17 protein-coding genes are annotated in these 21,725 nt (G+C 56.2%); 4 read left to right on the top strand and 13 right to left on the bottom strand.

What is annotated here, in order from left to right; translation table 11 throughout:
- Positions 1-191: 191 nt before the first annotated feature.
- The 4 genes from pheT to rpmI all read right to left on the bottom strand — a co-directional run bounded on the left by pheT (position 192) and on the right by rpmI (position 4,040).
- The gene (gene pheT / locus SH421x_RS23840; protein WP_488852516.1) at positions 192-2,213 is read right to left on the bottom strand and encodes a phenylalanine--tRNA ligase subunit beta; all 2,022 of its coding nucleotides are present in this window, start codon (positions 2,211-2,213) and stop codon (positions 192-194) included.
- Positions 2,214-2,234: 21 nt separating this feature from the next.
- Positions 2,235-3,263: a phenylalanine--tRNA ligase subunit alpha gene (pheS, locus tag SH421x_RS23845; RefSeq protein WP_488852517.1), complete on the bottom strand. Its 1,029-nt coding sequence runs from the start codon at positions 3,261-3,263 to the stop codon at positions 2,235-2,237.
- Positions 3,264-3,362: 99 nt separating this feature from the next.
- Complete coding sequence (rplT, locus tag SH421x_RS23850) at positions 3,363-3,719, bottom strand: 50S ribosomal protein L20 (protein WP_002655568.1); 357 nt, start codon at positions 3,717-3,719, stop codon at positions 3,363-3,365.
- Between the two features lie 117 nt (positions 3,720-3,836).
- A complete protein-coding gene (rpmI, locus tag SH421x_RS23855) occupies positions 3,837-4,040 on the bottom strand; it encodes a 50S ribosomal protein L35 (RefSeq protein ID WP_488852518.1) in 204 nt (67 codons plus the stop codon).
- A gap of 383 nt (positions 4,041-4,423) precedes the next feature.
- On the opposite strand from rpmI, the gene rsfS reads away from it, so the two are divergent.
- Positions 4,424-4,879: a ribosome silencing factor gene (gene rsfS / locus SH421x_RS23860; protein ID WP_488852519.1), complete on the top strand. Its 456-nt coding sequence runs from the start codon at positions 4,424-4,426 to the stop codon at positions 4,877-4,879.
- A 9-nt stretch (positions 4,880-4,888) separates the two neighbouring features.
- Here the strand turns inward: rsfS and SH421x_RS23865 are convergent, their stop codons facing one another.
- A complete protein-coding gene (locus SH421x_RS23865) occupies positions 4,889-6,199 on the bottom strand; it encodes an MFS transporter (protein ID WP_488852520.1) in 1,311 nt (436 codons plus the stop codon).
- Positions 6,200-6,661: 462 nt separating this feature from the next.
- Here SH421x_RS23865 and SH421x_RS23870 point away from each other — a divergent pair, with 462 nt between their 5' ends.
- On the top strand, positions 6,662-7,165 hold the full coding sequence (locus SH421x_RS23870) for a DinB family protein (protein WP_488852521.1): 504 nt from the start codon (positions 6,662-6,664) through the stop codon (positions 7,163-7,165).
- 73 nt (positions 7,166-7,238) lie between these two features.
- On the opposite strand, the gene SH421x_RS23875 is transcribed toward SH421x_RS23870, so the two are convergent.
- The 7 genes from SH421x_RS23875 to SH421x_RS23905 all read right to left on the bottom strand — a co-directional run bounded on the left by SH421x_RS23875 (position 7,239) and on the right by SH421x_RS23905 (position 16,739).
- Complete coding sequence (locus tag SH421x_RS23875) at positions 7,239-7,844, bottom strand: DJ-1/PfpI family protein (RefSeq protein ID WP_488852522.1); 606 nt, start codon at positions 7,842-7,844, stop codon at positions 7,239-7,241.
- A gap of 1 nt (position 7,845) precedes the next feature.
- Entirely contained in the window at positions 7,846-8,793 is a 948-nt protein-coding gene (locus SH421x_RS23880; RefSeq protein ID WP_488852523.1) for a sugar phosphate isomerase/epimerase family protein, read from the bottom strand.
- 36 nt (positions 8,794-8,829) lie between these two features.
- Positions 8,830-10,125: a Gfo/Idh/MocA family protein gene (locus tag SH421x_RS23885; RefSeq protein ID WP_488852524.1), complete on the bottom strand. Its 1,296-nt coding sequence runs from the start codon at positions 10,123-10,125 to the stop codon at positions 8,830-8,832.
- Positions 10,126-10,308: 183 nt separating this feature from the next.
- Positions 10,309-11,475: a XylR family transcriptional regulator gene (locus SH421x_RS23890; protein ID WP_488852525.1), complete on the bottom strand. Its 1,167-nt coding sequence runs from the start codon at positions 11,473-11,475 to the stop codon at positions 10,309-10,311.
- 93 nt (positions 11,476-11,568) lie between these two features.
- Positions 11,569-13,671: an ATP-binding protein gene (locus SH421x_RS23895; RefSeq protein WP_488852526.1), complete on the bottom strand. Its 2,103-nt coding sequence runs from the start codon at positions 13,669-13,671 to the stop codon at positions 11,569-11,571.
- A gap of 296 nt (positions 13,672-13,967) precedes the next feature.
- Positions 13,968-15,239: a glucuronyl esterase domain-containing protein gene (locus SH421x_RS23900; RefSeq protein WP_488852527.1), complete on the bottom strand. Its 1,272-nt coding sequence runs from the start codon at positions 15,237-15,239 to the stop codon at positions 13,968-13,970.
- Between the two features lie 156 nt (positions 15,240-15,395).
- A complete protein-coding gene (locus tag SH421x_RS23905) occupies positions 15,396-16,739 on the bottom strand; it encodes a PhoH family protein (protein WP_488852528.1) in 1,344 nt (447 codons plus the stop codon).
- Positions 16,740-17,246: 507 nt separating this feature from the next.
- Here SH421x_RS23905 and SH421x_RS23910 point away from each other — a divergent pair.
- Positions 17,247-18,716 (top strand): FHIPEP family type III secretion protein, encoded by a 1,470-nt coding sequence (locus tag SH421x_RS23910; RefSeq protein WP_488852529.1) that lies wholly within the window; start codon positions 17,247-17,249, stop codon positions 18,714-18,716.
- A 1,032-nt stretch (positions 18,717-19,748) separates the two neighbouring features.
- Here SH421x_RS23910 and SH421x_RS23915 read toward each other — a convergent pair.
- Positions 19,749-20,624, bottom strand: a complete 876-nt coding sequence (locus SH421x_RS23915; protein ID WP_488852530.1) for a YihY/virulence factor BrkB family protein — start codon at positions 20,622-20,624, stop codon at positions 19,749-19,751.
- A 262-nt stretch (positions 20,625-20,886) separates the two neighbouring features.
- On the opposite strand from SH421x_RS23915, the gene SH421x_RS23920 reads away from it, so the two are divergent.
- On the top strand, positions 20,887-21,672 hold the full coding sequence (locus SH421x_RS23920; RefSeq protein WP_488852531.1) for a hypothetical protein: 786 nt from the start codon (positions 20,887-20,889) through the stop codon (positions 21,670-21,672).
- Positions 21,673-21,725 lie beyond the last annotated feature (53 nt).

Raw genomic sequence — 21,725 nt, forward strand, 5'->3', positions numbered from 1 at the left:
ATTTCAACACCTGCCGTTTTGGGAAATGCCAAACGCGAGCTTCTACAGGAGAGAGATTGCCCCAGCTGGGACAAGAAATTCAGCCGGGCGCCAGCGATGGGCGTGGTGACAGTTTACCCAGCTTCACCACGCCCTTTGCTGGCGATCTGAGAGTGCGCCTAAATGGTAAGCGTGAACCTATTCTTTGGGCGTTAACCCAGCAGCTTGGCGTCGAGTTGTTTCTGGCACGCCGCGACGATGCTGTCTCGCACGGCATCGGCTTCGTCGCCGGTTAGCGTGCGATCGGCGGCTCGCAGAGTAATGGTGAATAGCACGCGTTTTTTGCCGGCGCCATCCTTTTGCGTGTCGCGGAAGATCTCACGGAATTCGACTTTCTCTAGTAGTTCACCGGCCGAGGCGCTGACGGTCGCTTCTAGCTGATCCCATGTCAGAGTCTCGTCGACAATCAGATTGAGATCGCGCGTCATCACCGGGTAGGTGCTAAAGTCGTAGTGCTGCGGAATCAGGACGGTCAGCTCTTCTAAGACGCCCAAGTCTAGCTCGGCGACGGTCGCCGACTGTTGCAGCTCGAACTGCTTTTGCGCCGAGGCGCTTAGCAGACCAAGGAAGCCAAGCGTCTTGCCGTTGACCTTCAACTCGCAGGCCTGCTCGACATCGAGCAGCGAGTCCGAGAACCGTGACGCAGTCACGCGAACCGCCGGATTCAGTGATTGAACGAGCGACTCGATCACTCCTTTGAGCCCGCGAAAATCACGGCCACTGGTCATGCTGACCACATAGCGTTCGTCCGGTAGATCCCCTGCGCGCGGCAGATAAACCTTGGCGATCTCATAGAGCTCGATCGGCGAGTTGTCGAACTTTTCGTTCATCCGTCGGGCGCCCAACAAGCTTGGCAGCACGCTTAGCCGCAAGCAATCTTCGCCGCGGACCATCGGAATGGTGACGGTCAACGCCGCCGACTGGCTCCAGCCATGGAACGCGGCGGACCATTCGCTGCTGACAACGCTCCGTGTTACGGCTTCATTCATGCCGGCGGCGATCATTAGCGAGCGAACGCGCGAGCGAACTCGATCGGCATCGCTGCGATGTGAAGCCGACATTTTCACCGCGGCATCTTGCGGGATTTTGTCGTAGCCATGAATGCGGGCCACTTCTTCGACCAGATCGACCTCGCGATCGAGATCGCGGCGCCAGCTGGGCGGAATGACGGTGATTTTTTGGCTGGCGGCCGATTCGATCTGATTGCCCAAACGCGACAAAATCCGCTGAACTTCGTCGGCCGGAACTTCGATCCCCAAGATTCGCTTCAGCTGACCCAGTCGCAGCGTGACCGACTTGCGTGGTTGCGGCTGACTGCCGGCGTAGATAGAGCCTGCGGCGAGTTCGCCACCGGCCAAGTCCAGGATCAGCTCGCAGCAGCGTCGGCTGGCCCAATCGATCATCTCCGGGTCAACGCCGCGCTCGAAACGGTAGGAGGAGTCGCTCTTTAGCTTCAAGCGGCGCGAAGTCGTACGAACCGGTAAAGCGGCGAACTGCGCCGCTTCGATCAGCAGATCAGTGGTCGCTTCAGTCACTTCGGAGTCGGCTCCCCCCATGACGCCTGCGATGGCGACGGCGCCCACTTCGTCGGCGATCACGTAGTCGCCCAGCTCCAGGTCGTACGTCTTGTGATCGATCGCCATAAACTTTTCGCCGGCGAAGGCCTTGCGCACGGTGACTCCAGCGCCATCAATTTTGGCCAGGTCAAACGCGTGGAGCGGTTGGCCAATTTCCATCAATACATAGTTGGTGATGTCAACGATGTTGTTGACGACATTGATTCCGAGCGTATTGAGTCGGCGCGCGAGCCATTCGGGACTAGGACCAACCTTAACCCCTTTGATCGTCCGAGCGATGTAGCGCGGGCAGAACGATTCGTCCTCGATCGTGACGCTTAGATAGTCGCGGATCGCGGGGCCGGTTTCGGACTCGGTGATGATGGCCGGCGGGATTTGCAGGTCAAGATCGAACAGCACTGACGCTTCGCGCGCAATCCCAATATGGCCCAGCCAATCAGGGCGATTGCTGGTGACTTCCAGGTCCAACTGACGATCGTCGCCGACCGACTCGGAACCGTCGTAGTTGAGGCCCGCCATCGTGACACGGTCGCAGAATTCCGCTTCCGAAACGTCAAGCTGCAGATAATCGTTGAGCCACTTCCAAGAAACTAACATGGCGCCCTAGACTCTCCGCTCTTAGAACTGCGACAAGAATCGCACATTGTTGTTGTATAAATGCCGAATATCGTTCACCCCATGGCGCCGCATGCAGAGTCGTTCGACCCCCAGCCCAAAGGCGAAACCGGTCACGACTTCAGGATCGTAGCCGACCGCGCGAAGCACGTTGGGATCGACCATGCCGGCGCCGCCGAACTCGAGCCAAGTATCGTTCCATCGCATGTCGACTTCGACGCTCGGTTCAGTGAACGGGAAGAACGACGGACGAAAACGAATCTCGACGTCCTGCCCTAAGTAAGTTTTCGCGAACAGATGGAGCACGCTCTTTAGGTCAGCCATCGTGACGTCGGTGTCAATCATCAGACCTTCGATCTGATGGAACATCGCGTAGTGAGTCGCGTCGATCTCGTCAGGACGATAAACGCGGCCGAGCGAAACAATCCGCACCGGCGGCTGCGTTTCTTCCATCACGCGAATCTGCACCGTGCTGGTTTGGCTTCGCAGCAGCATGTCGCCGCCAGCCGCTTTGGCCGCCGCATGCAGATAGAAATTGTCGAGAGGGTCGCGCGCCGGGTGCTCTAGTGGAATGTTGAGCGCCTCGAAGTTGTGCCAGTCATCCTCGATCTCGGGGCCTTCGACCGCCGAGAAGCCGAGCCGGCCCATGATATCTTTCAGCTCTTCGATCGTCTGCGTGATCGGGTGGACGTGGCCAGGCTGTAGCAGCGTTCCCGGCAAGCTGACGTCGAACGCTTCGGACGATTGGCTGCTGTCGCTGGACTGAGTCAGCTTGGCGACCGCCGTCTCAAACAACTCTTCGATCCGCTGCTTTACTTCGTTAAAGCGCTTGCCGGCGGCTGGCTTGTCGTCTTTGTCGACTTTGCCGAGCCCCTTTTGGGCCGACTTTAGCTTGCCGCTTTTGGCGCCCAGAAACTCGACGCGGGCCGCTTCCAGCACATCGCCGTCGAACCTATCGACCGCTTCATTGAAGCGTTCGACAGCCGAGTCGACCAAGGTATCTAATTCGCGAATGAAATCGTTCAGCGACATCGCTCTCTCGCTCGCGGGCACTTCCTAGAATGGAAAAAAGCCGCCGAGAAGTCCCGGCGGCTCATGTTGTTTCGACATCGATTGCACTTTGCGTGCGTCTTAGGCGGCCAGGGCGGTTTTCACCAGCTCGGTCACTTCGTCAAAAGCACGGGGATCATGGATCGCCATTTCTGATAGCGTCTTCCGATCGAGCTCGAGACCCGCTTTACGCAGTCCATAGATGAACTGGCTGTAGCGGATACCGCGCTGACGTGCAGCGGCGTTCAAACGGACGATCCACAGCTTGCGGAATTCACGCTTGCGCACCTTGCGGTCGCGATAAGCGTAAACGCCGGCCCGAATCAACGTTTCTTTGACCGTTCGCAGCAATTTGCCGCGACCGCCGCGGAAACCGCGGGCTTTTTTGAACAGTCGCTTCTTCGACTTGTGCCGTGCGGCGCCGTAAGTCGTTCTCATCTTGTCACCTCGTTTCGTCCACTAGGCCCCTCGCCGAATCGTCTGGCGAAGCGTTTTTGCCCGTGCACTGGGAATAAATCAAGCTAGAATCCACAATTCCGACGAGGATATCGCTAACTAGTAGCTGTATCCATTAAGCGCTTTGGTCAGCATCACTTCGTCTACTTCAGCCAGCACGCGGGTACCGCGTAAGTTGCGAACACGCTTCGTGCTCAGGCGAGTAGCCAAGTGACTGGTACCGCATTGGCGGTGCTTGATGTGTCCGTTGGCAGTCAGTCGGAACCGTTTCTTCGTTCCTTTGTGCGTCTTCATCTTTGGCATCTTTAGACCCACTTTCTCTATGGAAGGTTTGGAAACGGTCGAAAACCCAAGATTGTACGCCCTTCTTTGCGAGTTCGTAAGGGGGATCCTAAAAAAACCAGCGCCCCGGACGGAAATCCATAAAATGCCGCAAGTTCATTAGTAGCAGCTACTTACGCTTCTTTTGCTGATTGGGCGTGATCGATCGGATTGGACGATCACGAGCATTATCGTGAACCTGACGACTGCGGGCTGCGCCTTTCCCTGGCGGGTCGCGTCTAGCCTCCCCGGCGATCGCCAGTAGAATGCAGTGTCACGGAAACGCCGCGATCGAAGCAAACCGGTCGTTTTTAGTTAGAAGCCTTTCCGCTTCAGCACCGATTTAATTAGCACTGAGGAATTACGTGTCGGAGACGACTTCCCCCCACAAACGCGATCGACAGACGACCGCCAGCAGTCTTGAACTGGCGCACGCCGCAGCCCAGGTTGCGGAAGATAATCGCGGTAAGAATATCGTCGTTCTCGACATGCGCAAGCTGACGGCCGCGTTCGATTACTTTGTGATTGTGACCGGCGCCAGCCGCCGACAGTTGCACGCAATCAGCGACGAAATCGACAACAAGTTTGAAAAAGAACTGGGCGATACGCGGCTCGGCCGCGAAGGCTACGATGACTCACGCTGGATTCTGCTCGATTACGGCGACGTCGTGATTCATATCTTTGATGATGTAACGCGCGATTACTTTTCGTTAGAAGAGCTATGGGCCGAAGCGCCACGTCTGGATCTTAGCAAAGTGCTGCACGACCATGCCGCTAACGAAGCCTCCAAAACGGCGGCTCCGTCGGATGGACAATTCTAGCGCGATATTTTAAAGCATCACTTGAGGCTTCGGTTCTAACACCAGCTGCGTATGCGGCTTGGCTTCGCCGATCAAATCGCTAGGCGTCTTATCCGCCTGGCGATCCATGCGCCAACCAATTGCGATCAAGCCGATCGCCAGCACGACGACGCCGGCACTAACCAGCGGTGTTGTCGCCAGCCCCAACGGCGAAGCGACTACTTGGCCGCCGATCACGGCGCCCAGCGCAATCCCGAGGTTGAAGGCCGATTGATTAAGACCTGCGGCGACGTCGACGGCGCCTGGCTGCCAGCGCCGAGCTTGATTGACGGCCAGCATTTGGAGGCCCGCACCAGGGCTGAACATAAAGATCCCAAAGAAGATCACGGCAACGACCATCGCGATCTTGAACGGCGCCGCGAGCCAGAGGCCCAGCATCGCGACGACGACCAATGCAAACAATCCGGCCAATGCCGGGTAGATTTTTCGATCGGCCGCTTTACCGCCGATGATGTTGCCGATCGTAATGCAAACGCCGAGGACGCCTAGAATTAAAGTAACCGCGACCGGTCGAAAGCCGGAGATTTCTTCGAGAATCGCCGTCAGGTAAGTAAACGTGGCGAAGGTCCCGGCATAGCCAAGCGCCGTCATCCCCAGTGCGAGCAAGACACGCGGTTGCTTGAGCACCATCGCTTGGCCGGCCAGCGTCAGTCGCTTGGTTGGCGCCGGTAGCTTTGGCAGATAGCGAGCTTGCGCGAGCATCGCGAACAAGCCCAAGAAAGCGGTGCCTGCAAACGCAACTCGCCAGCCCAAGGTTTGCCCCAACAAGGATCCCAGCGGAACAATCGTCGCCATCGCGACCGAGAGCCCCGCAAAGATGACGCCGATCGCATGGGCTTCGCGTCCTTTGGCGACCAGCGATGTCGCAACGGTTGTCGCCGCAGCCAAGAAGACGCCGTGTGAGATCGCGGTAAAAAATCGAACGCCCAGCAAGAAGCCGTAGTTGGGAGCCAGCGAGCACAACAGATTCGTTACAAAAAAGAGCCCCATCAAACTGATGAGCATCCCTTTGCGCGGCAAGCCTGAGAACAGCGCCGATAAGATCGGCGTTAGCAGGGTGACCCCCAGCGCATAGCCAGAGACCAACAGGCCAGCGGCCGGCAGCGATACCTGCAGGTCAGCTCCAATGGTTGGCAGCAGCGCGACCGGCAGAAACTCGGTCGTGCCAATCGCGAAGGCGCCCATGCAAAGCGCCAACAAGGCGGGACCAGAATTGCGAGGCGATTCACCGCTAGGACTAATGGTGGATTCAAAGGCAGCGGCTGCGGACGCGTCGATCATACGACCAGAGTTTCAAGGTAATAGGGGGAAGCGGCTCAGCAGGCCAGCGGCCAAGCAAAATCGGAGCGAATCACGGCGAGTCAGGACAAGCAAATTCTCTCCAGAGCAAACGAAGTCGACAAGTTGAGTTTTTGCCGCTACGGAGAGAATTGCGTCAATCCTCACAAGATATCGCAAAATAAGGGGGCATATTTCTCTTGCGCTCTTTGCCGGCAGATCCGCGACGTCGCGGAGATGGTCAGAATCCGGTCCCCATCTGGCGTTCTTCGCAGGTGCTTTTCTCCTAGCAGGAAAACGAGCAAGCAGCCACCGGCTGCGGCGAGGATTTCGCTAGCAGTTGGCTTCGCACTGCATTGGCATGGAATCTGGAAATTTGTACACTAGCACGCGTGTCGGTTTGCCAAGTCCCGTGAACCGCTGCTTTCAACTCAATTCAACCTATCTTGCCGAGAGAGTAAATCCATGACGATTGCCGAGACGCTGTTGCCGGAATTTGACGAAGAGATGTCGCTGACTCGTAAGACGCTGGAAGCGATTCCTGACGATAAGCTCGCTTATAAGCCGCATCCCAAGTCGAACACGATTGGTTGGAATGCGAACCATCTGGCCGATATCCCAGGCTGGATCGAGTTCATGCTGAATCATGATTCGCTCGACGTCGCACCGGTCGATGGCCCGGCTTGGAAATCACCCAGCTTGGATTCGATCGACGAGATCCTGGCGCTGTTTGACCAGAACGTGAAGACGGCTCGCGCGGCGTTGGCCGGCGCGCCGGACGAAGTTTTCTCGCAAGACTGGGCCTTCATGATGGGCGGCCAAGTCATGTTCAAAATGACCAAAGGGGCCACGCTCCGCAAATGGGCGCTCAGCCACATGATCCACCACCGCGCGACGGTTCGCGTTTACCTGCGCTTGAATGACATCGCGGTCCCCGGCGTTTATGGTCCATCAGGCGACGAATCGTAGACCACTTCAAGAATGGCAAAACGCCAGCAAATCAAGCTGGCGTTTTAAGACTGCATGTGGCTCAAATAGCGGGTTACGAATGAACGCCGTTAGCCACCAATTTCGACTCTTGTTCGGCTGCATCCCGAGCATCGTCCAGTTGCTTCATGAAGGCGCCAAAGTAGCGTCCATTGTCATGAAACGTTCGTCCGCTGACGATATTTCCATCGACGACGCACGCCTCGTCGACAAAAGTGCCGCCGCAGACTTCGAGATCAAATTTACACTTGGGAACGGTCGCCATCCGGCGGCCGCGGACACAATCGGCATAGGCCAAGATTTCGACCCCGTGACAAACGGATGCGACTGGCTTGCCTGACTCGACAAAGTACCGCGTCGCTTTGATTAGGTGCTGATCGTAGCGAATGTATTCTGGCGCACGGCCGCCGCTTAGCATGATACCGGCGTATTCTTCGGGAATGATGTCGGCGAACGCGATCTCCGCTTTCAGCGTGTACCCTTCCCACTCTTTGGTGATGGTCCAGCCGGGCTTTACTTCGTGCATCACCATCTGATAAAGCCGTTTTTCGGGCGCGGCGACTACCGGCTCGTACCCACCCTCTTGCAAGCGATAGTAGGGGTAAAGCGTGTCCAGCGTCTCGGACGCGTCGCCGATGATAATCAAAACTTTGTTCGACACGTTAGTTTCCTTTGGCCAGTTGGGCGACGAATTGATCGAGATAATTGCGACCGCGGGCTATTTCGGCGGTCGTGCCCGAAACCGTTGGCAAAATCGGCACGCCGCGCGGAACAGGGTGCATAAAGACTTCGGTCCAACCCTGGTATTGTACCGCAGCCAGCGCGGCGACCAATGGTTGGAAATCAAGCGGCCCGCGACCTGGCATCTGCCGTAGTTGCTGCTGGGTTGAGAGGGGCGCATTGGATCCATCCCCATGCTGCCAAGCGTAAAACATCTCCATCCCAGGGGCGAGCTCGTGAATCAGCTGGGCGAGCAGCTTTTCATCCTGCGGCAAATGATAAGGGGCTAACGCGATCGCCAAATGTTTCGAGGGACGAAGTTCTAGCAGCCATCGCAATGAGTCTGGCGATTCGATCAGATTATTGGCATGGTTTTCGATCGCAATCGTGACGCCGGTTTCCTCAGCGACTTCCAAATGGGGTTTCATCTTTTCGACGAAATCGGCGACCGCTTTTTTCAGCTCGGCGCCCTGCAGGCCTTTGGGACCCGCGCCGCCGGTCACCATCAATTGGCAGCCAAATCGCTGAGCCAGGCGCATTTCATCCTGGATCCCAAAGGGACCCAGCTTGTACTGCGTGATGCAGCCTAGCTGGACATTGTTTTGCTTTAGCAACTCGGCAAATTTCTCTTCCCCCAAGGCATCGATCTGTTCGCGCTGATCGCCGTGGACTTTCGGCCAGACGTCAATGTGCGTCGCGCCAATCTTTTTTGCTTCCGGCAAAATCTCCGCTAGTTTGGCATAACCATACATGCAGGAGGGAAGCATGTAGTTCAGCTGAAAGCTATCGCTGGCTGGCTTGGCATGGGTGACGCCTGACCAGCCGGCGCTAAGTGCGCCGGCTGCCAAAGCGTGAAACGTACGGCGACTAAGTCGCGGTGAATCGGTCATGATTGGCTCTCGATGAAAGACGCAAGGTGCGAAAAACTAAACCACTTCGTAACCCGCGCGTTGCTCGCGGCTGAGATGCTGGTTCGCTTCGTCGTCGCCGACAAACTTTTCGCTCTTTGGATCCCAAGATAGCTTGCGACCTAGTTTCATCGAAATGTTTCCCAAATGGCAAGTGCTGACGCTGCGATGCTGACCTTCGACGTCCGAGATCGGCGTTTTGCGAGCAGCGACGCAGTCAAAGAAGTTGCCCATGTGGTTGATGATCGCGTCGAGCTTGCCGGCTCGTTCAGGACGTTCGCGATTGTCAAAGTCGTACAGCACAAAATCTTCGCGCGGCAGCGGCTTTTCGGTCGGGGCTCCGTCTAGTGTGCCGCGATTGACGAAAATCCGGCCTTTGTCACCGGTAAACATGATGCCGTTGCGGCCGTTGTCCGCCACCGTCATTACGACGCCGTTATCTAGCTGGTAACGAACGTGATAGTCGACCGCCACATTATAACCATCGGTCACGTTAGGCATCTTGGCGACACCTTCGATTTCGACTGGCAACCCGCCGGCGCCCCATTGGCCGATGTCGATATGGTGAGCGCCCCAGTCGGTCATTTGACCGCCGCTATATTCGTACCACCAGCGGAAGGTGTAGTGCGAACGTTCGGGGATGTAGGCGACGTCCGGCGTTTGCCCTTGCCACATATCCCAGTTGAAATACTTTGGCGTCGGCTTCTGAGCGAATGGTCCGCCAGTTTCGTTTTTGCCGAGGACGATATCGACCTGTTGCAACTTGCCGACTCGACCTTGGCGAACCATTTCGGCGGCGGTTCGAAACCGATTATCACTACGCTGCCAAGATCCGACCTGGACGACGCGGCCTGTTTCACGCACGACATCACGAATCTTCTTGCCTTCGTCAATCGTCAACGTTAGCGGCTTTTCGCAGTAGACGTCTTTTCCGGCGCGACAAGCGTCGATCACCATTTTCGAGTGCCAATGGTCCGGTGTGCCGATCATCACTACATCTACATCGTCGCGCGAGAGAAGATCGTGATAGTCTTCCATCAGGGCCGATTTGCCTCCGAACTGCGAGTTCGCTTTTTCGAGGATCTCTCGATCGACGTCGGCCAATGCGACGATATCGCCGTGAGCGGCTGATTTTTCGGTGATGACCGAGCCTTGATAACGCAGCCCGATGGCGCCGATGCCGATGCGTGAGTTGGCGTCACGCGGCTTTTCGTCTGCCGAGGCCGGCGAGAGTCCGCCAAAGACCAGCGCCGTTGATGCGGCGGCGGAGACTTGCGTGATCCAATCACGACGATGGAGATGGTATGGGGGCATGATTAAACTCCGAAGAGGCGAGTAGGGCGTGAGCAACCAATGCAGCCGGACAGGGATGGGGCATGCAGTCACGTTGCGGCAGTCGGCCGGCGCAACTCCCTTATCCTCCTAGCAGAGGGAGGCCTGATCAATCCGCAAATGCGTAGAGTTCTTCCGTTATTTTGTCTTCCAGCAGAGCAGGGATTAGGCTTTCCGCCGTTCGCGACGGAATTGCCCTGGAGGCGTACCGAAATGGGCGCGGAACGTTTCGGCCAGATGTTGCGTGCGGCGAAAACCGCTTTTCTCGGCGATTGTCGCTAGGGTGAGATCGGTATGCGTCAGCAGCTCTTCGGCCCGATTGAGCTTGAGCCGCAGCAGTTCTTGGTTGGGGGAACGTCCCAGCAGCTTTCGCAAACTTCGTTCGAGCGAACTGCGCGAGATCGCGACCGCACGCAATACGTCAGCGACCGAGATCCCCTCGCAAGCATGTTCGCGCATGAATAAGAGGGCGGCGGCGAGCTCCGGTTCGTCGACCGCGATGATGTCGGACGAAAGTCGCGTCACAATCCCTAGCGGTTCGACCAGGATCGGCTGCTTGGGCGGCTTGCCGCCGCGCATCAGATGCTCGAGCAGCTCGGCCGCGCGATAACCGATCGCGACGCCGTTTAGCTCGACGCTCGACAGCGGCGTACTGGCCATGTTGCACAGGGATGCGTCATTCTCAACGCCGACGACGGCGACTTCTTCCGGCACGATCGCGCCACAGCGCTTACATGCGTCAAGCAGCCAAAAGCCAAGTTGATCCGTACAGGCCATGACGCCGACCGGTTTGGGAAGTTGAGCGACCCAGTCGGCCAATTCCTGCTGCGCCTGCTCCCACTCGGTCGGCTGTTCGCGGCGATTGCGGGGATGATAGCGGGCCGCTTCGAATCCATGATTGGCGATGGTTTGAACAAAGTTTTCGCAGCGCTGCTGAAAGTATTCTTCGGCGCCCAATTGATAAACCGCAAAGTGCCGAAAGCCGCGACTTAAAAAGTGTTCTGCGACTGATTTTCCCAGCAAGCGATTATCAACGCCAACAAACGGAAACGAATGCTTCAGCCGCGTCGAACGCAGCTCGACCGTCGGCAGCTTGGCGCGACTGACCGCATCGGCCATCGCTTGCGAGCCGCTCCGAGTTAGAATGCCGTTCCCCTTCCAAGCAGGCAGCCACGGCGGGGGAGGAGACTCCAACGAGCGAGATTCGACCAACAGCGACCAGGGGCCATGCTCGGCGACGTATTGACGCACCCCATGCAGCAACTCGCGTCCATACGTACGCGACGTTTCGATCAACAGGGCGACATGCGGAGAGGAAGCCCGGGGCGGCATAAAACCTAGGGGTGCGGAACGCAGTGCGGCGAAGAAGCGTTTGATTCTAGTTTCGCGCTGCGCGAATTGAAATCGGGAAGCGGCAAATCGCCGCTAGACTGGCTGCGAAGATTCGCAGGAGGCGCGATAATGTTGCTCGATCTGCGAAATCAGCTGGGTCCGTTGGATCGGCTTAGAAGCAAAGTCGTCACAGCCTACCGCGAGGCATTTGTCGCGTTCGCCCTCCATCGCATGCGCCGTCAGCGCAATAATGGGACGAGTATATCCGGCGGCTCGCAGGCGGGCAGTCGCTTCATAGCCGTCGAGCACCGGCATCTGAATGTCGGTCAGCACGACATGATAAAAATGGTTGCGTTCCTCAGCGGCTAGCGCATCGTCAAACGCCAACTGGCCATTCTCAACCATGGTGACGTCTGCGCCTGCCTTTTCAAGAAAGTAGCGAATCAAACGTTGATTGTCTGGGCCATCCTCAGCGACCAAGATACGACAACCTTGCAAGCAAAGCAAAGCGTTCTCCTTGGTCTCGGGGATCAGTCTCCCATTGGACTCGTCGCAGGCGTCTTGCGGATCGACCATGGCGGTGCTCTCCAGCGGTTTGGCGCTGATCCGAAATTGAAAAGCGCTGCCAATCCCCAGCTCCGACCAGAGCAGTGAAATGCTGCCGCCAAGCAGATCGGCCAGGCGAAGACTAATCGCCAATCCTAATCCGCTTCCCCCAAAGCGACGCGACATCGATGAGTCGGCTTGTGAAAAGGGTTGAAACAGCAGTTGCTGTTGCTCAAGAGTCATGCCGATTCCGGTATCGATGACGTCAAACTCTAGCCGCGGTTTGTCGCGCTCCTCGACAAACCGCACCACCAGCGTGACCTCGCCTGTTTCGGTAAATTTGATTGCGTTGCCGAGCAAGTTCATCAAGATTTGTCGAATGCGCGTGGGGTCAGAAAGGATTTCGTGCGGCGTATCGCTCTCATAACGGAGATTCAAATTGATCTGTCGCTGCTCGACGCGGACTCGCATCAGCTCAAGAACTTCTTTAACGATCGCGGCTGGACGACAGGTGACCTGTTCGACAGCCAGCTTGCCGGCTTCGATTTTGGAAATGTCCAAAATGTCATTAATCAGTCCCAGCAAGTGGGCGCCGTTGCGCTGGATCGTCCGGATCACTTCCACACGACTCGGCGGGGCTTTTTCGATATCGCCATCTTCGAGCAGGACATCGGCAAAACCCAGCATCGCGGTCATGGGGGTGCGGATTTCGTGACTCATGTTCGCCAAAAATTCGCTCTTCGCTAGGTTGCTCGCCTCGGCGCGACGGCGAGATTCTTCCAATTCGCGATTTTTGTTTTCCAGTTCAACCGCATACTCTTGAACCCGACTTCGCTGTTCGACCAGTTCGTCTAGCGTGTCCCACAAACGCTCTTCGGTCGCCAGACGCGAACGTTCGTTTTTGGTCGCGACTATCAATTGAGCAACTGTCGTCAGCAGCGGACGCAGCTCGTCGATCAGCGAGGTGTCATACCCGCCTGAGCGATTGGCGACGCAGATGAGCCCCACCACAAAATCACCGCTAATCAACGGCACTGCTAAAAACGAGGTCAGCGCCGGATGCCCCGGCGGAAGCTCGCCGCGACGCGGGTCGGTCGCCGGCGCGTTTGACATGACGATCTCTCGACTATAAATCGCCGTGCCGTAAAAGTTGTTCCATGAGTTCGGATCGAAACTTTGCTTCAACTCCGGTTCTAGCCGCGCACGAGCATCCGCATCCCAAGCAGTGCTGGCGATGCTATCGATTCGCAGATTTGGTTGGCCTGCTTCGGATTGCAGGACCTCGCCAACCACGCCGAACGTGCTTTCGGTAAGTTCCAGCACAAATTGCAGCAATTGATCGGACAACTGCTGGGGATTGTCGCCGGAAATGAAGGACTTTTGCAGATCCGCGACAAAGGCAAGCAGACTCGACTTCCGCTGACTTTGTCGCTTTTCGGCCCGGACTGCATCAGAGGTTTTCCGTAGCGCAGCGAGATGTTCTTCCCGACACTGATGATCCGTGCAGCTGATTCCTCGCGTTAACAGCAGCGAGAGCTGGGATGCGACCGACCTCCCTTTTCGACAGAGGATCCAGCCAAACATCGAAAACATTGCGATCAATGCGATGCCCAGCGATGTGAGGTAGAGCGAATTGGTGAGGAAAGACATGGTGCGCAACCTTGCTGCTCCGCTGCATCCGATCGCAACGATCTGTGGACGGCATTTCTGGACGAACGCTCGCGATTGTCGAAACCTGCGAGCTCGTGCGTATCTGCAAGCATAGAATGCGAATATACGGAGACGCGTATCGCACCAGAAACCTTTCCTGTCGCTTTCGCCGGTTGTGCCGCTTGTAGCGAGAGATACCTGATCGATGGGGAGACGCAGCCACAAGCAGAGAGCCAGAGCACAAAAAAAGCCGCCGAAAGTAGCATTCGGCGGCCTAAGCATTTTTCAAGAGGCGACTATTTGCCCGCCAGTTGCTTGTCGGCGAAGTCGAGATACGCTTCCCAATCGCTGGGCAACACGTCATGTTTGCCAGGTCGAATCCGATAACTGATCCGGCTGTTGACCAATTGCTCGAGCGGCGGCATCTCTGTGACCGCCAGGCCATCGGTTCCCAACAAGCGATAGACCGGATCGGCGTACTTGCCAGAAAGGAACTCGCCATAAGGATCGGCCCAACGATCTTCTTCGGCGCTGCAGATCAAGACGGGGCGGGGGGCGATCAATGCGATTAACTCATGCTGATCGACCGGGCAAGCATCTTCGTTGTCATTGTATTTGACAAAGTTGTCACAAAACCAATGAGGAAATGACGTGTTGATCCGGCGCACCGATTCTCCGAATCGACGCCGGCTAAGCGCCGCTCCGCCGCAGCCTGAACAGTTGGAGATCACCAGCGCAAAACGTTCGTCGGTCGCGCCGGCCCACAGCGAAGTTTTGCCGAGCCGCGAATGTCCCATCACGATTATGCGATCATGATCGATCGCGTCTTGTTGCTCTAGATAATCGACGATCCGCGACAAGCCAAACGCCCAAGCAGCGATACTTCCCCATTCGTCGGCGGCCGGCTTGGTTTGTCCTTGAGCATAAAACGCAGGATGAATTCCGTTTTGAAAACCGTCGTCAAAATCGGGATCGATGTCGCCGTAATAGGCGACCGCCAACGCGTAACCGCGATCAATGATCCGCTCGATCGGCCAGCGTGATTTGGCCGCGCCGCGTGATTCCTCGGTCGCCTTATGATTTTTGATGCCGTCGGCGTCGTTAGAACGCATCCAAGACTGAGGCAACAAAATTTCTGGATCGTCGCTGAGTGAATGGTTCCCTTTAAAATTAAGGGCCAGGACGACGGGAACCGGGGAACTGCTGTGGGGTAAGTACAGCAGCAGATCCACATGGGGGCCGGTCTCTTTACCGGTCAAAAAGATGCGGACCTGCCGGCGAATCGCTTTGCCGCCAAACACTTCTCCTTCTTCCAGCACGCGACTTGTGATCGGCAGCGGCGCCGGAGCCTTGCCGTAGACCTCGGATTCAAACATCGAAAGCAACTCAGGTCGCCGAATTTTTCGCCAAGCTTCGGCCGAGTTGATCTTGGTTCCATCCGCGGCGATCAACGGATCGGGAAGTGTGAACTGAGGGAGGTCCGCTTCGTTATACAGAGCTTTGATATCTTGGCCAAACATCGGCATGGCAAGCACAATCGCAAAAAAGAGCGAAGTAAGTAGTCGCATCGGAGGGTCTCAGGGGACTGGGCAGGAAAGAAAAAGAGCTGCGTAGGGTAACCGGAAGTTACCCCACACAGCTTCAAGATAGTCGAAAAATCGGCCTCAAACCACCCAATGCTGCGCAGAAATTTTACTCAAACAACCACGGATTCGACTAGAATTTTAGAGTAGTTCGCTCGCTAAATCGGCCAGCTCAGAGCGTTCTCCCTTCTCGAGACTGATATGCGCGTACAGGGGTTGGCCAACCATCCGGTTGATCAAATAAGACAACCCGTTGGACAGCGAATCGAGGTAAGGATGATCAATCTGTTGAATATCGCCGGTCAAAATAACCTTGGTTCCTTCACCGGCGCGGGTGATGATGGTTTTCACTTCGTGCGGAGTCAGGTTTTGCGCTTCGTCCACAATCATGTACATCCGCTGCAAGCTGCGACCGCGGATGTAAGCCAGCGGCGTGATGACCAGTTTTTCCATTTCTAGCATCCGATTGATCTTTTGCGCTTGTTTGTCGTTCTCGCCAAACTGATGTCGGATGACCGAAAGGTTGTCGAACAGCGGCTGCATATATGGATCCAACTTGGCCGAAATGTCGCCGGGCAAGTAACCAAGATCTTTGTTTGACAGCGGCACGACCGGTCGCGCCAACAGGATCTGCCGATAGTTGGAAGAACACTCCAGCGCCGAAGCCAGCGCCAGCAATGTTTTGCCGGTGCCGGCTTTACCGGCCAACGTGACCAGTTTTATTTCGTCATCCAACAGCGCTTTGATCGCGAACAACTGTTCGGCGTTGCGCGGTTTGATGCCGTAGGGAGCGTATTTCTCGACGCGTTGCAAGTGTTGATTGCCGGCGTTAAACGTCGCCAGCACCGATTTGGAACCGTTGCGGAGCACAAAATTTTCATTGGCGGTCGGCTGGTGCACCTCCGGAAAATCGACGGCGTTGACTACGCCGCCATTTTGGAAGAAACGATCGATCTGCTCGGTCGAGATGTTTTCGACGATCCGCCGCCCTGTATAGAGCTTGTCAAAACTCTCAATCTTGTCGTTGATATAGTCCTGAGCCTGCAGCCCCAGGCTTTTTGCTTTCATGCGCAGGTTAGTGTCTTTGGAGATTAAGATCACGCGCCGCTCCGGCGAGGTGCGTTGCAAAAACAGGCCGGTGTTAAGAATACGATTGTCGGGGGAATCAGAAATAAAGACGCGGTTCAGCCGAGCGTCTTGATCATGGCAGAAAACCACTCGCAACTTCCCGTGGTCGTCGCCGAGCGAAGCGCCGGCTTCTGAAAGAATGTCGCCGGTTAAGAGATCAATTTGGCGGAGAAATTCGCGAGCTTGGAAATGAATGTCTTCGTTTCCTTTTTTAAATCGGTCCAGCTCTTCTAGGACCGTGATCGGAATCACTACATCGTTGTCTTCAAAATTGCGGAAACTCTTGGCGTCGTGAAGAAGGACGTTGGTGTCCAGCACAAACAGCTTCGGAAGCTGCTGGCCCACGTGATCAATCATGCGGTTTTGATCCTGAGCGAAACAAGATTGACAGGTCTAGAGACAGTCCAATCTTGCCGGGTTCACCCGGACAGTCGCAGGATGTCCATTTCGCCTCCCTTCAGCGTCTTGCAGACGACGCTACTTCCATGCGGGCCGCACACCCAAGCTCAGGCCTGTGAAGGCGGTCCTGGTTGACTGCAATTAAAGGCGCCAGCATCAGCAAAGCTGCAAGCTATCGGCGGAAAGCCGGATCACTTACGGACTTCGGCTGGACGACATTGTTCTAAATCGATCCCCAGGCAATTGTCCATACGAACCGAGAAAATTCTTTGTATCTTTTTTAACCATGCTGGTCGTCGAAATCGTCGTATTCGGAACACGATATTCTTGTTTCTCACCATGCCCCCCGGTTTTGGCTCAAGCAAAAGGTTGTCGGTGCGTGCGACTTCTAACTAGAATCAGTATTAACATTTCGTTCGCCAGGCGGAGAGCTGAATTCTCCTCGGAATAGGTAGGGGCGCATCGATGGATTACTCCTCGATTCTTTCACGATACATCGGCAGAGAAGTCTGCGTTTCCACCTTTGGTCATATCAAACTGAAGGGAGAAGTCGCTGCAATCTATGAAGATTGCGTCCGCCTGATCAACGCCAGCTCGCAGGGCGAAACGGACGACACCGCTTGGAACTTGGACGCCCAGCACCACGGACAAGAAGCGCTCGTCCATTTTCACCATATCGTCTCGATCAGTTGCGCGGACGAAGATCTGCTTGATATTCCCGTCATCGCGGATGGCGGCAAGCCAGCTTGGTACGCTGAGCCAGAACAGCAGGTCGAAGCGGTCGCCCCCGAATCGACCGAGCCGTGGCGGGGGTACTTGTACATCGATCGACTTGCGCTCGAAGTCGGGCAATCGCTCGTCTCCATCATTTCCCCTGAGTCGAAAGATTTTTTTGATCGGATGACCGCCGTCCGTTGTCAGCTGGCCGATTCGCTGGGGATCATCGTCCCCAAGATCCGGTTGCGTGACAGTCGCCAGCTGGGCGAAAACGAGTATCGGATCTTGATTGATGAAAACGAGGTGGCCCGCTCGCGCTTCGGACCCGGCCGGTATATCGCGCTCGATATGGGAACCGCGACCGAAACTTTGGACGGTACCCCCGGCGTCGATCCAACCTTTGGCGGTCCCGGAATCTGGATTCGAGCCGAGCAGCAGCGCGAAGCCGAGAAATCTGGCTACCTGGTGATCGAACCGGGCATGCTGTTGGTCACTCACCTGCAAGAAACATTGCGCCGTTATGCCCACGAGATGCTGACGCTGGATGACGTTCGGCGGTTGATCGACATGCAGCGCGATGACCAGGCGGCGGAGGTCGAAGAACTGCGTTCGAGCCCGTTGTCGTTGTCGACCATTCATGCCGTGTTGGCCCGGCTGTTGGAAGAGGGAGTCTCGATCAAAAACTTCTCCCGCGTGCTCGAAACCCTGGTTCGCCAAGGAGCGCGCACCGGCGAGATCGAACTGCTGGTGACCGCCGTGCGGGTACGCTTGGGACGTCAAATTTGCCAGCGTTTTCTTGACCGAGATGGTCGGGTCCACGCGATTGGTCTCGAGCCAGAGCTAGAAGAACGGTTGCTGGAACTCAACGACGCCGGAGCAGGCCGCAAAGCCCGAGCTTGGGTCGAACGCTTGATCGACAATCTGGCTGACAGTTTTCAACAGCTCGAAGAACAGCAACAGCCAACCGCGTTGGTGACGTCGATCGATTTGCGCAGCAATTTGTGGCGGATGATCGCCGCGCAACTGCCGCGAGTAGCGGTCCTGAGCTTTGCCGAGATCCCACGCAATACCGAGATTTACTGGGAAATGCGAATTGCTCCCGACGATATTGGCTTGCCCGAAAATGGAGCGCGAACCAACGCTGGGGCCAAGCCGTATAACAAAGCGGCTCACCTGATGGAGAAATTGGGAGAGACAATGCCGCGACAGCCGCGCTGACCGTGGCAGCCGTAAATTCTGAATTGCCCTCACACGAGAAAGTGCGTAGGATTCAGTTGTCGCTATTAGTGCGTCTGTTTCCTCTGGGATCTGTATGGTTCGTTTCGCCACCACATTGATGCTCATTTTGGCGCTCGCGATGGGCTCCATGACAGGCGTGGTGTTTTCAGCTCCGCTTTGTGCGGGGCCGGGAGAAACGGCCTGTAGTTGCGCGAAAGCCGCATCTGTTGCTTGTTGCAGTGCGACTGGAGCGAACGCAATCGCGCTTACCTGCTGCAGCGGGGTCTCGGGAAGTTGCTGTAGCCAATCCTCTTCAGCGTCGGCCCTCACTTCTCCCTCCTGTGATGATTGCTCCTGTTGCGCCAAGCCGATCGAGGAGCCTATCGTTCCTGCGTCGGTTAATGAGATCCCCCTGCCGGTCGATTTGCTGACTTGGTCCACTCGACGACCTTCCGAGCTTGCTGTTCAGGCTCGCTTCCCCTTCGAGCAAGAAGAGCTTTGCTCGGGACGGTTTATTTCTTTCCAATTACTCCATTGTCGCTGGCTGATTTAAATCGATCGCTACGGCGATAACATCGATTTTATTTCAGTTTTTACGATTTCTATTGGAGATACTCCCATGAAAAGTCTCATGGTTTTGGCTGCGATTTTCTCACTTTCGTTGGGCATGATCACGTTGGCTTCAGCCGACTCTGCGCCTCCCGCCAAGCAGTGTGAATGCGTCAACTGCGCTTGCCCTGATTGCGATGGCGTGACCTGCACGTGCGAAACGTGCCTTTGTGAGAAATGCGGTTGCAGTGACCAGACTGCAGCGACCACCGCGAATGCAGGGGCAGACAGTTCGCAGGCCGCGTGCGCATGCCAGACGGCATGCGATTGCGAAGCTGGTTGCACTTGCTGCACCGGTGACGATTGCACCTGCCAGACGTGCGAATGCACCGCTTGCGAATGTGCGATCTAGTCTTAGGTGCGGTGATCGCAGCTAATTAATTTAACATTGGCGCCCTGCTCTGCGGATCAGGGCGCCCTTTTTTATGTCACCTTCTCTGGCGCCGGCGGCAACGGATCTTCAAGAAACCGTACGTATGCGCAGCCGACCAAAATGATCCAGATCGCGTAGTACAGCCACAGCATGCTGGCGATCAAAAAGCCAACCATCCCAAACGACGACATCTTGCCAGACACCACAAAGAGGTCGATCGGGATGCGGCAGATCTCCCACAGGATCGTGCAAAGCAGCGCCCCCCGCAGCGCATTCCAAAAAGCAACATCGGTGCGCGGAAGCTGCCAAAAGATGAGCGTGATCAACAGCCAGTTAAACAAAAAGCTGGCCCCATATTGAGTCGGCAGCAAGATCGTCAGCCCCCAGGTAGACCCGCTGCTTAATAGAAACTGCTTCCAGGCAAAAAGCAGGGCCAACGTGACAACGCCCACAAAGCCCAGCCCCGTCACAAACAGATAGGCTCTTAGCCGGTAACAGACAATCCTCCACAGCAATTGCCGCCATGTTTCGCTGACAGGATAGTCGAGATCGAAAATTCGAGAAAAGGCCCGCTCTAGCCAGGCGAATGCCGTCGCGCCGACCAGCAGCAGCCCCACCAATCCAAACCCAATGATCGCGGTATCGCTTTGGGCGCCTTCGCGGATGAAATTCATAAAAGCAGTCGCGGTTTCCTCCGAACTTTCTGCGGCGATCCAGTTGCGAAGTTCTCCACGCAAATCTTGCTCTGTAATGGATTCGCGCACTAACGATCGGGCGGTCGCAAAGAATACAATTCCGGCGAGCAGCATCCACATATAGACGTAAAATGCGATACAGGAAGCATATACGTCCGCGTCTCGGTTGGTTGAATGCTGGACGGCGTTCCAAAACCGAACACCCCAGCGTTTAGCAAAACGACGAATCACACTTCCCCCGTAGTCGGCGAAAATTGGGTTTGGGCGGATCGCATTATACGGGACGCGGCAGACAGCGTCGTTGGAGGTAATTTTCCAAAAACTTGGCGTAACTTCGCCAAAGGTACCGGGTTTAACTAAATCGTCGCGGCTAGCGGTGCATTTGAACGGTCACCACGCATGCGATCTTTCTGATCAAAACGATCGGCGCTCCCAGCTCACGCAAGCGCCTCCCCTCCCTTTTCCTTTGCTACCAATTATTTAGGAATCGAACATGAACTTGTGGAAAAATCAATGCTTGGCCTCTTTGGCCGCAGTTTGCCTGATTGCGGCAATGGCCCAAATTAGCGTTGCTCAAGGTCCTGGCGGCCGCGGCGGTCGCGGCGCCGGTGGTTTTGGCGGCGGTGGTTTTGGCGGCGGGGCGAACTCTGCGATGCTGCTCGGCTCTGAGCAAGTTCAGACCTTGCTGAAGCTGACCGACGAACAAAAAGAAGAGATCAAGACGATCGCCGACCAGTCACGCGCCTCGATGCGAGAACTGTTCCAAGGGGGTGGAGAGAACACCGATCGTGCCGCGATGCGTGAGAAGATGACCAAGCTGTCCGCCGAAACTTCGACAAAGGTCTCCAGCGTTTTGACCGATCCGCAAAAGTCGCAACTGGTCGGTATTTTGCTGAAAACCGATTTGAGCGGCGCGCTGGGTGACTCAATGGTCCAGGCCGAACTAGACATCTCCGAAGCACAAGCCAAGCAGATCGCCGCAGCTCGTGAAGCCGCCAACGAAGAAATGCGCGGATCATTCCAAGGCATGCGCGACGCTTCGCAGGAAGAACGCCGAGAAATGATGGCGAAAATGACCGAAGCTCGCGCCGCCGCGACCGCCAAAGTCAAAGCAGAATTGAATGCCGAGCAACTTGCCAAGATCGAAAAGCTGACCGCAATTGACTTTGAACTCGATCGTTCGCAAATGCGTGGTCAGCGCGGTCAAGGTGGACAACCGCGTGGCCAACGCCCTCAACGCGGCGGTAACAACAACGACAGTGATGACGACGCGATTTAGTCTTCGCTCGCTAATTCACAAAACAAGGAAGCCCCCGCCGTCACAAGCCGCAG

This window comes from Blastopirellula sp. SH421 (assembly GCF_057808535.1).

Coding starts and splice junctions, on each gene's coding strand:
- SH421x_RS23880 (WP_488852523.1), bottom strand. CDS start 8,793: ATGACCGATTCACCGCGACTTAGTCGCCGTACGTTTCACGCTTTGGCA.
- SH421x_RS23910 (WP_488852529.1), top strand. CDS start 17,247: ATGGATTACTCCTCGATTCTTTCACGATACATCGGCAGAGAAGTCTGC.
- SH421x_RS23900 (WP_488852527.1), bottom strand. CDS start 15,239: ATGCGACTACTTACTTCGCTCTTTTTTGCGATTGTGCTTGCCATGCCG.
- SH421x_RS23890 (WP_488852525.1), bottom strand. CDS start 11,475: ATGCCGCCCCGGGCTTCCTCTCCGCATGTCGCCCTGTTGATCGAAACG.
- SH421x_RS23905 (WP_488852528.1), bottom strand. CDS start 16,739: ATGATTGATCACGTGGGCCAGCAGCTTCCGAAGCTGTTTGTGCTGGAC.
- SH421x_RS23895 (WP_488852526.1), bottom strand. CDS start 13,671: ATGTCTTTCCTCACCAATTCGCTCTACCTCACATCGCTGGGCATCGCA.
- pheS (WP_488852517.1), bottom strand. CDS start 3,263: ATGTCGCTGAACGATTTCATTCGCGAATTAGATACCTTGGTCGACTCG.
- SH421x_RS23870 (WP_488852521.1), top strand. CDS start 6,662: ATGACGATTGCCGAGACGCTGTTGCCGGAATTTGACGAAGAGATGTCG.
- SH421x_RS23920 (WP_488852531.1), top strand. CDS start 20,887: ATGAACTTGTGGAAAAATCAATGCTTGGCCTCTTTGGCCGCAGTTTGC.
- pheT (WP_488852516.1), bottom strand. CDS start 2,213: ATGTTAGTTTCTTGGAAGTGGCTCAACGATTATCTGCAGCTTGACGTT.
- rplT (WP_002655568.1), bottom strand. CDS start 3,719: ATGAGAACGACTTACGGCGCCGCACGGCACAAGTCGAAGAAGCGACTG.
- SH421x_RS23885 (WP_488852524.1), bottom strand. CDS start 10,125: ATGCCCCCATACCATCTCCATCGTCGTGATTGGATCACGCAAGTCTCC.
- rpmI (WP_488852518.1), bottom strand. CDS start 4,040: ATGCCAAAGATGAAGACGCACAAAGGAACGAAGAAACGGTTCCGACTG.
- SH421x_RS23865 (WP_488852520.1), bottom strand. CDS start 6,199: ATGATCGACGCGTCCGCAGCCGCTGCCTTTGAATCCACCATTAGTCCT.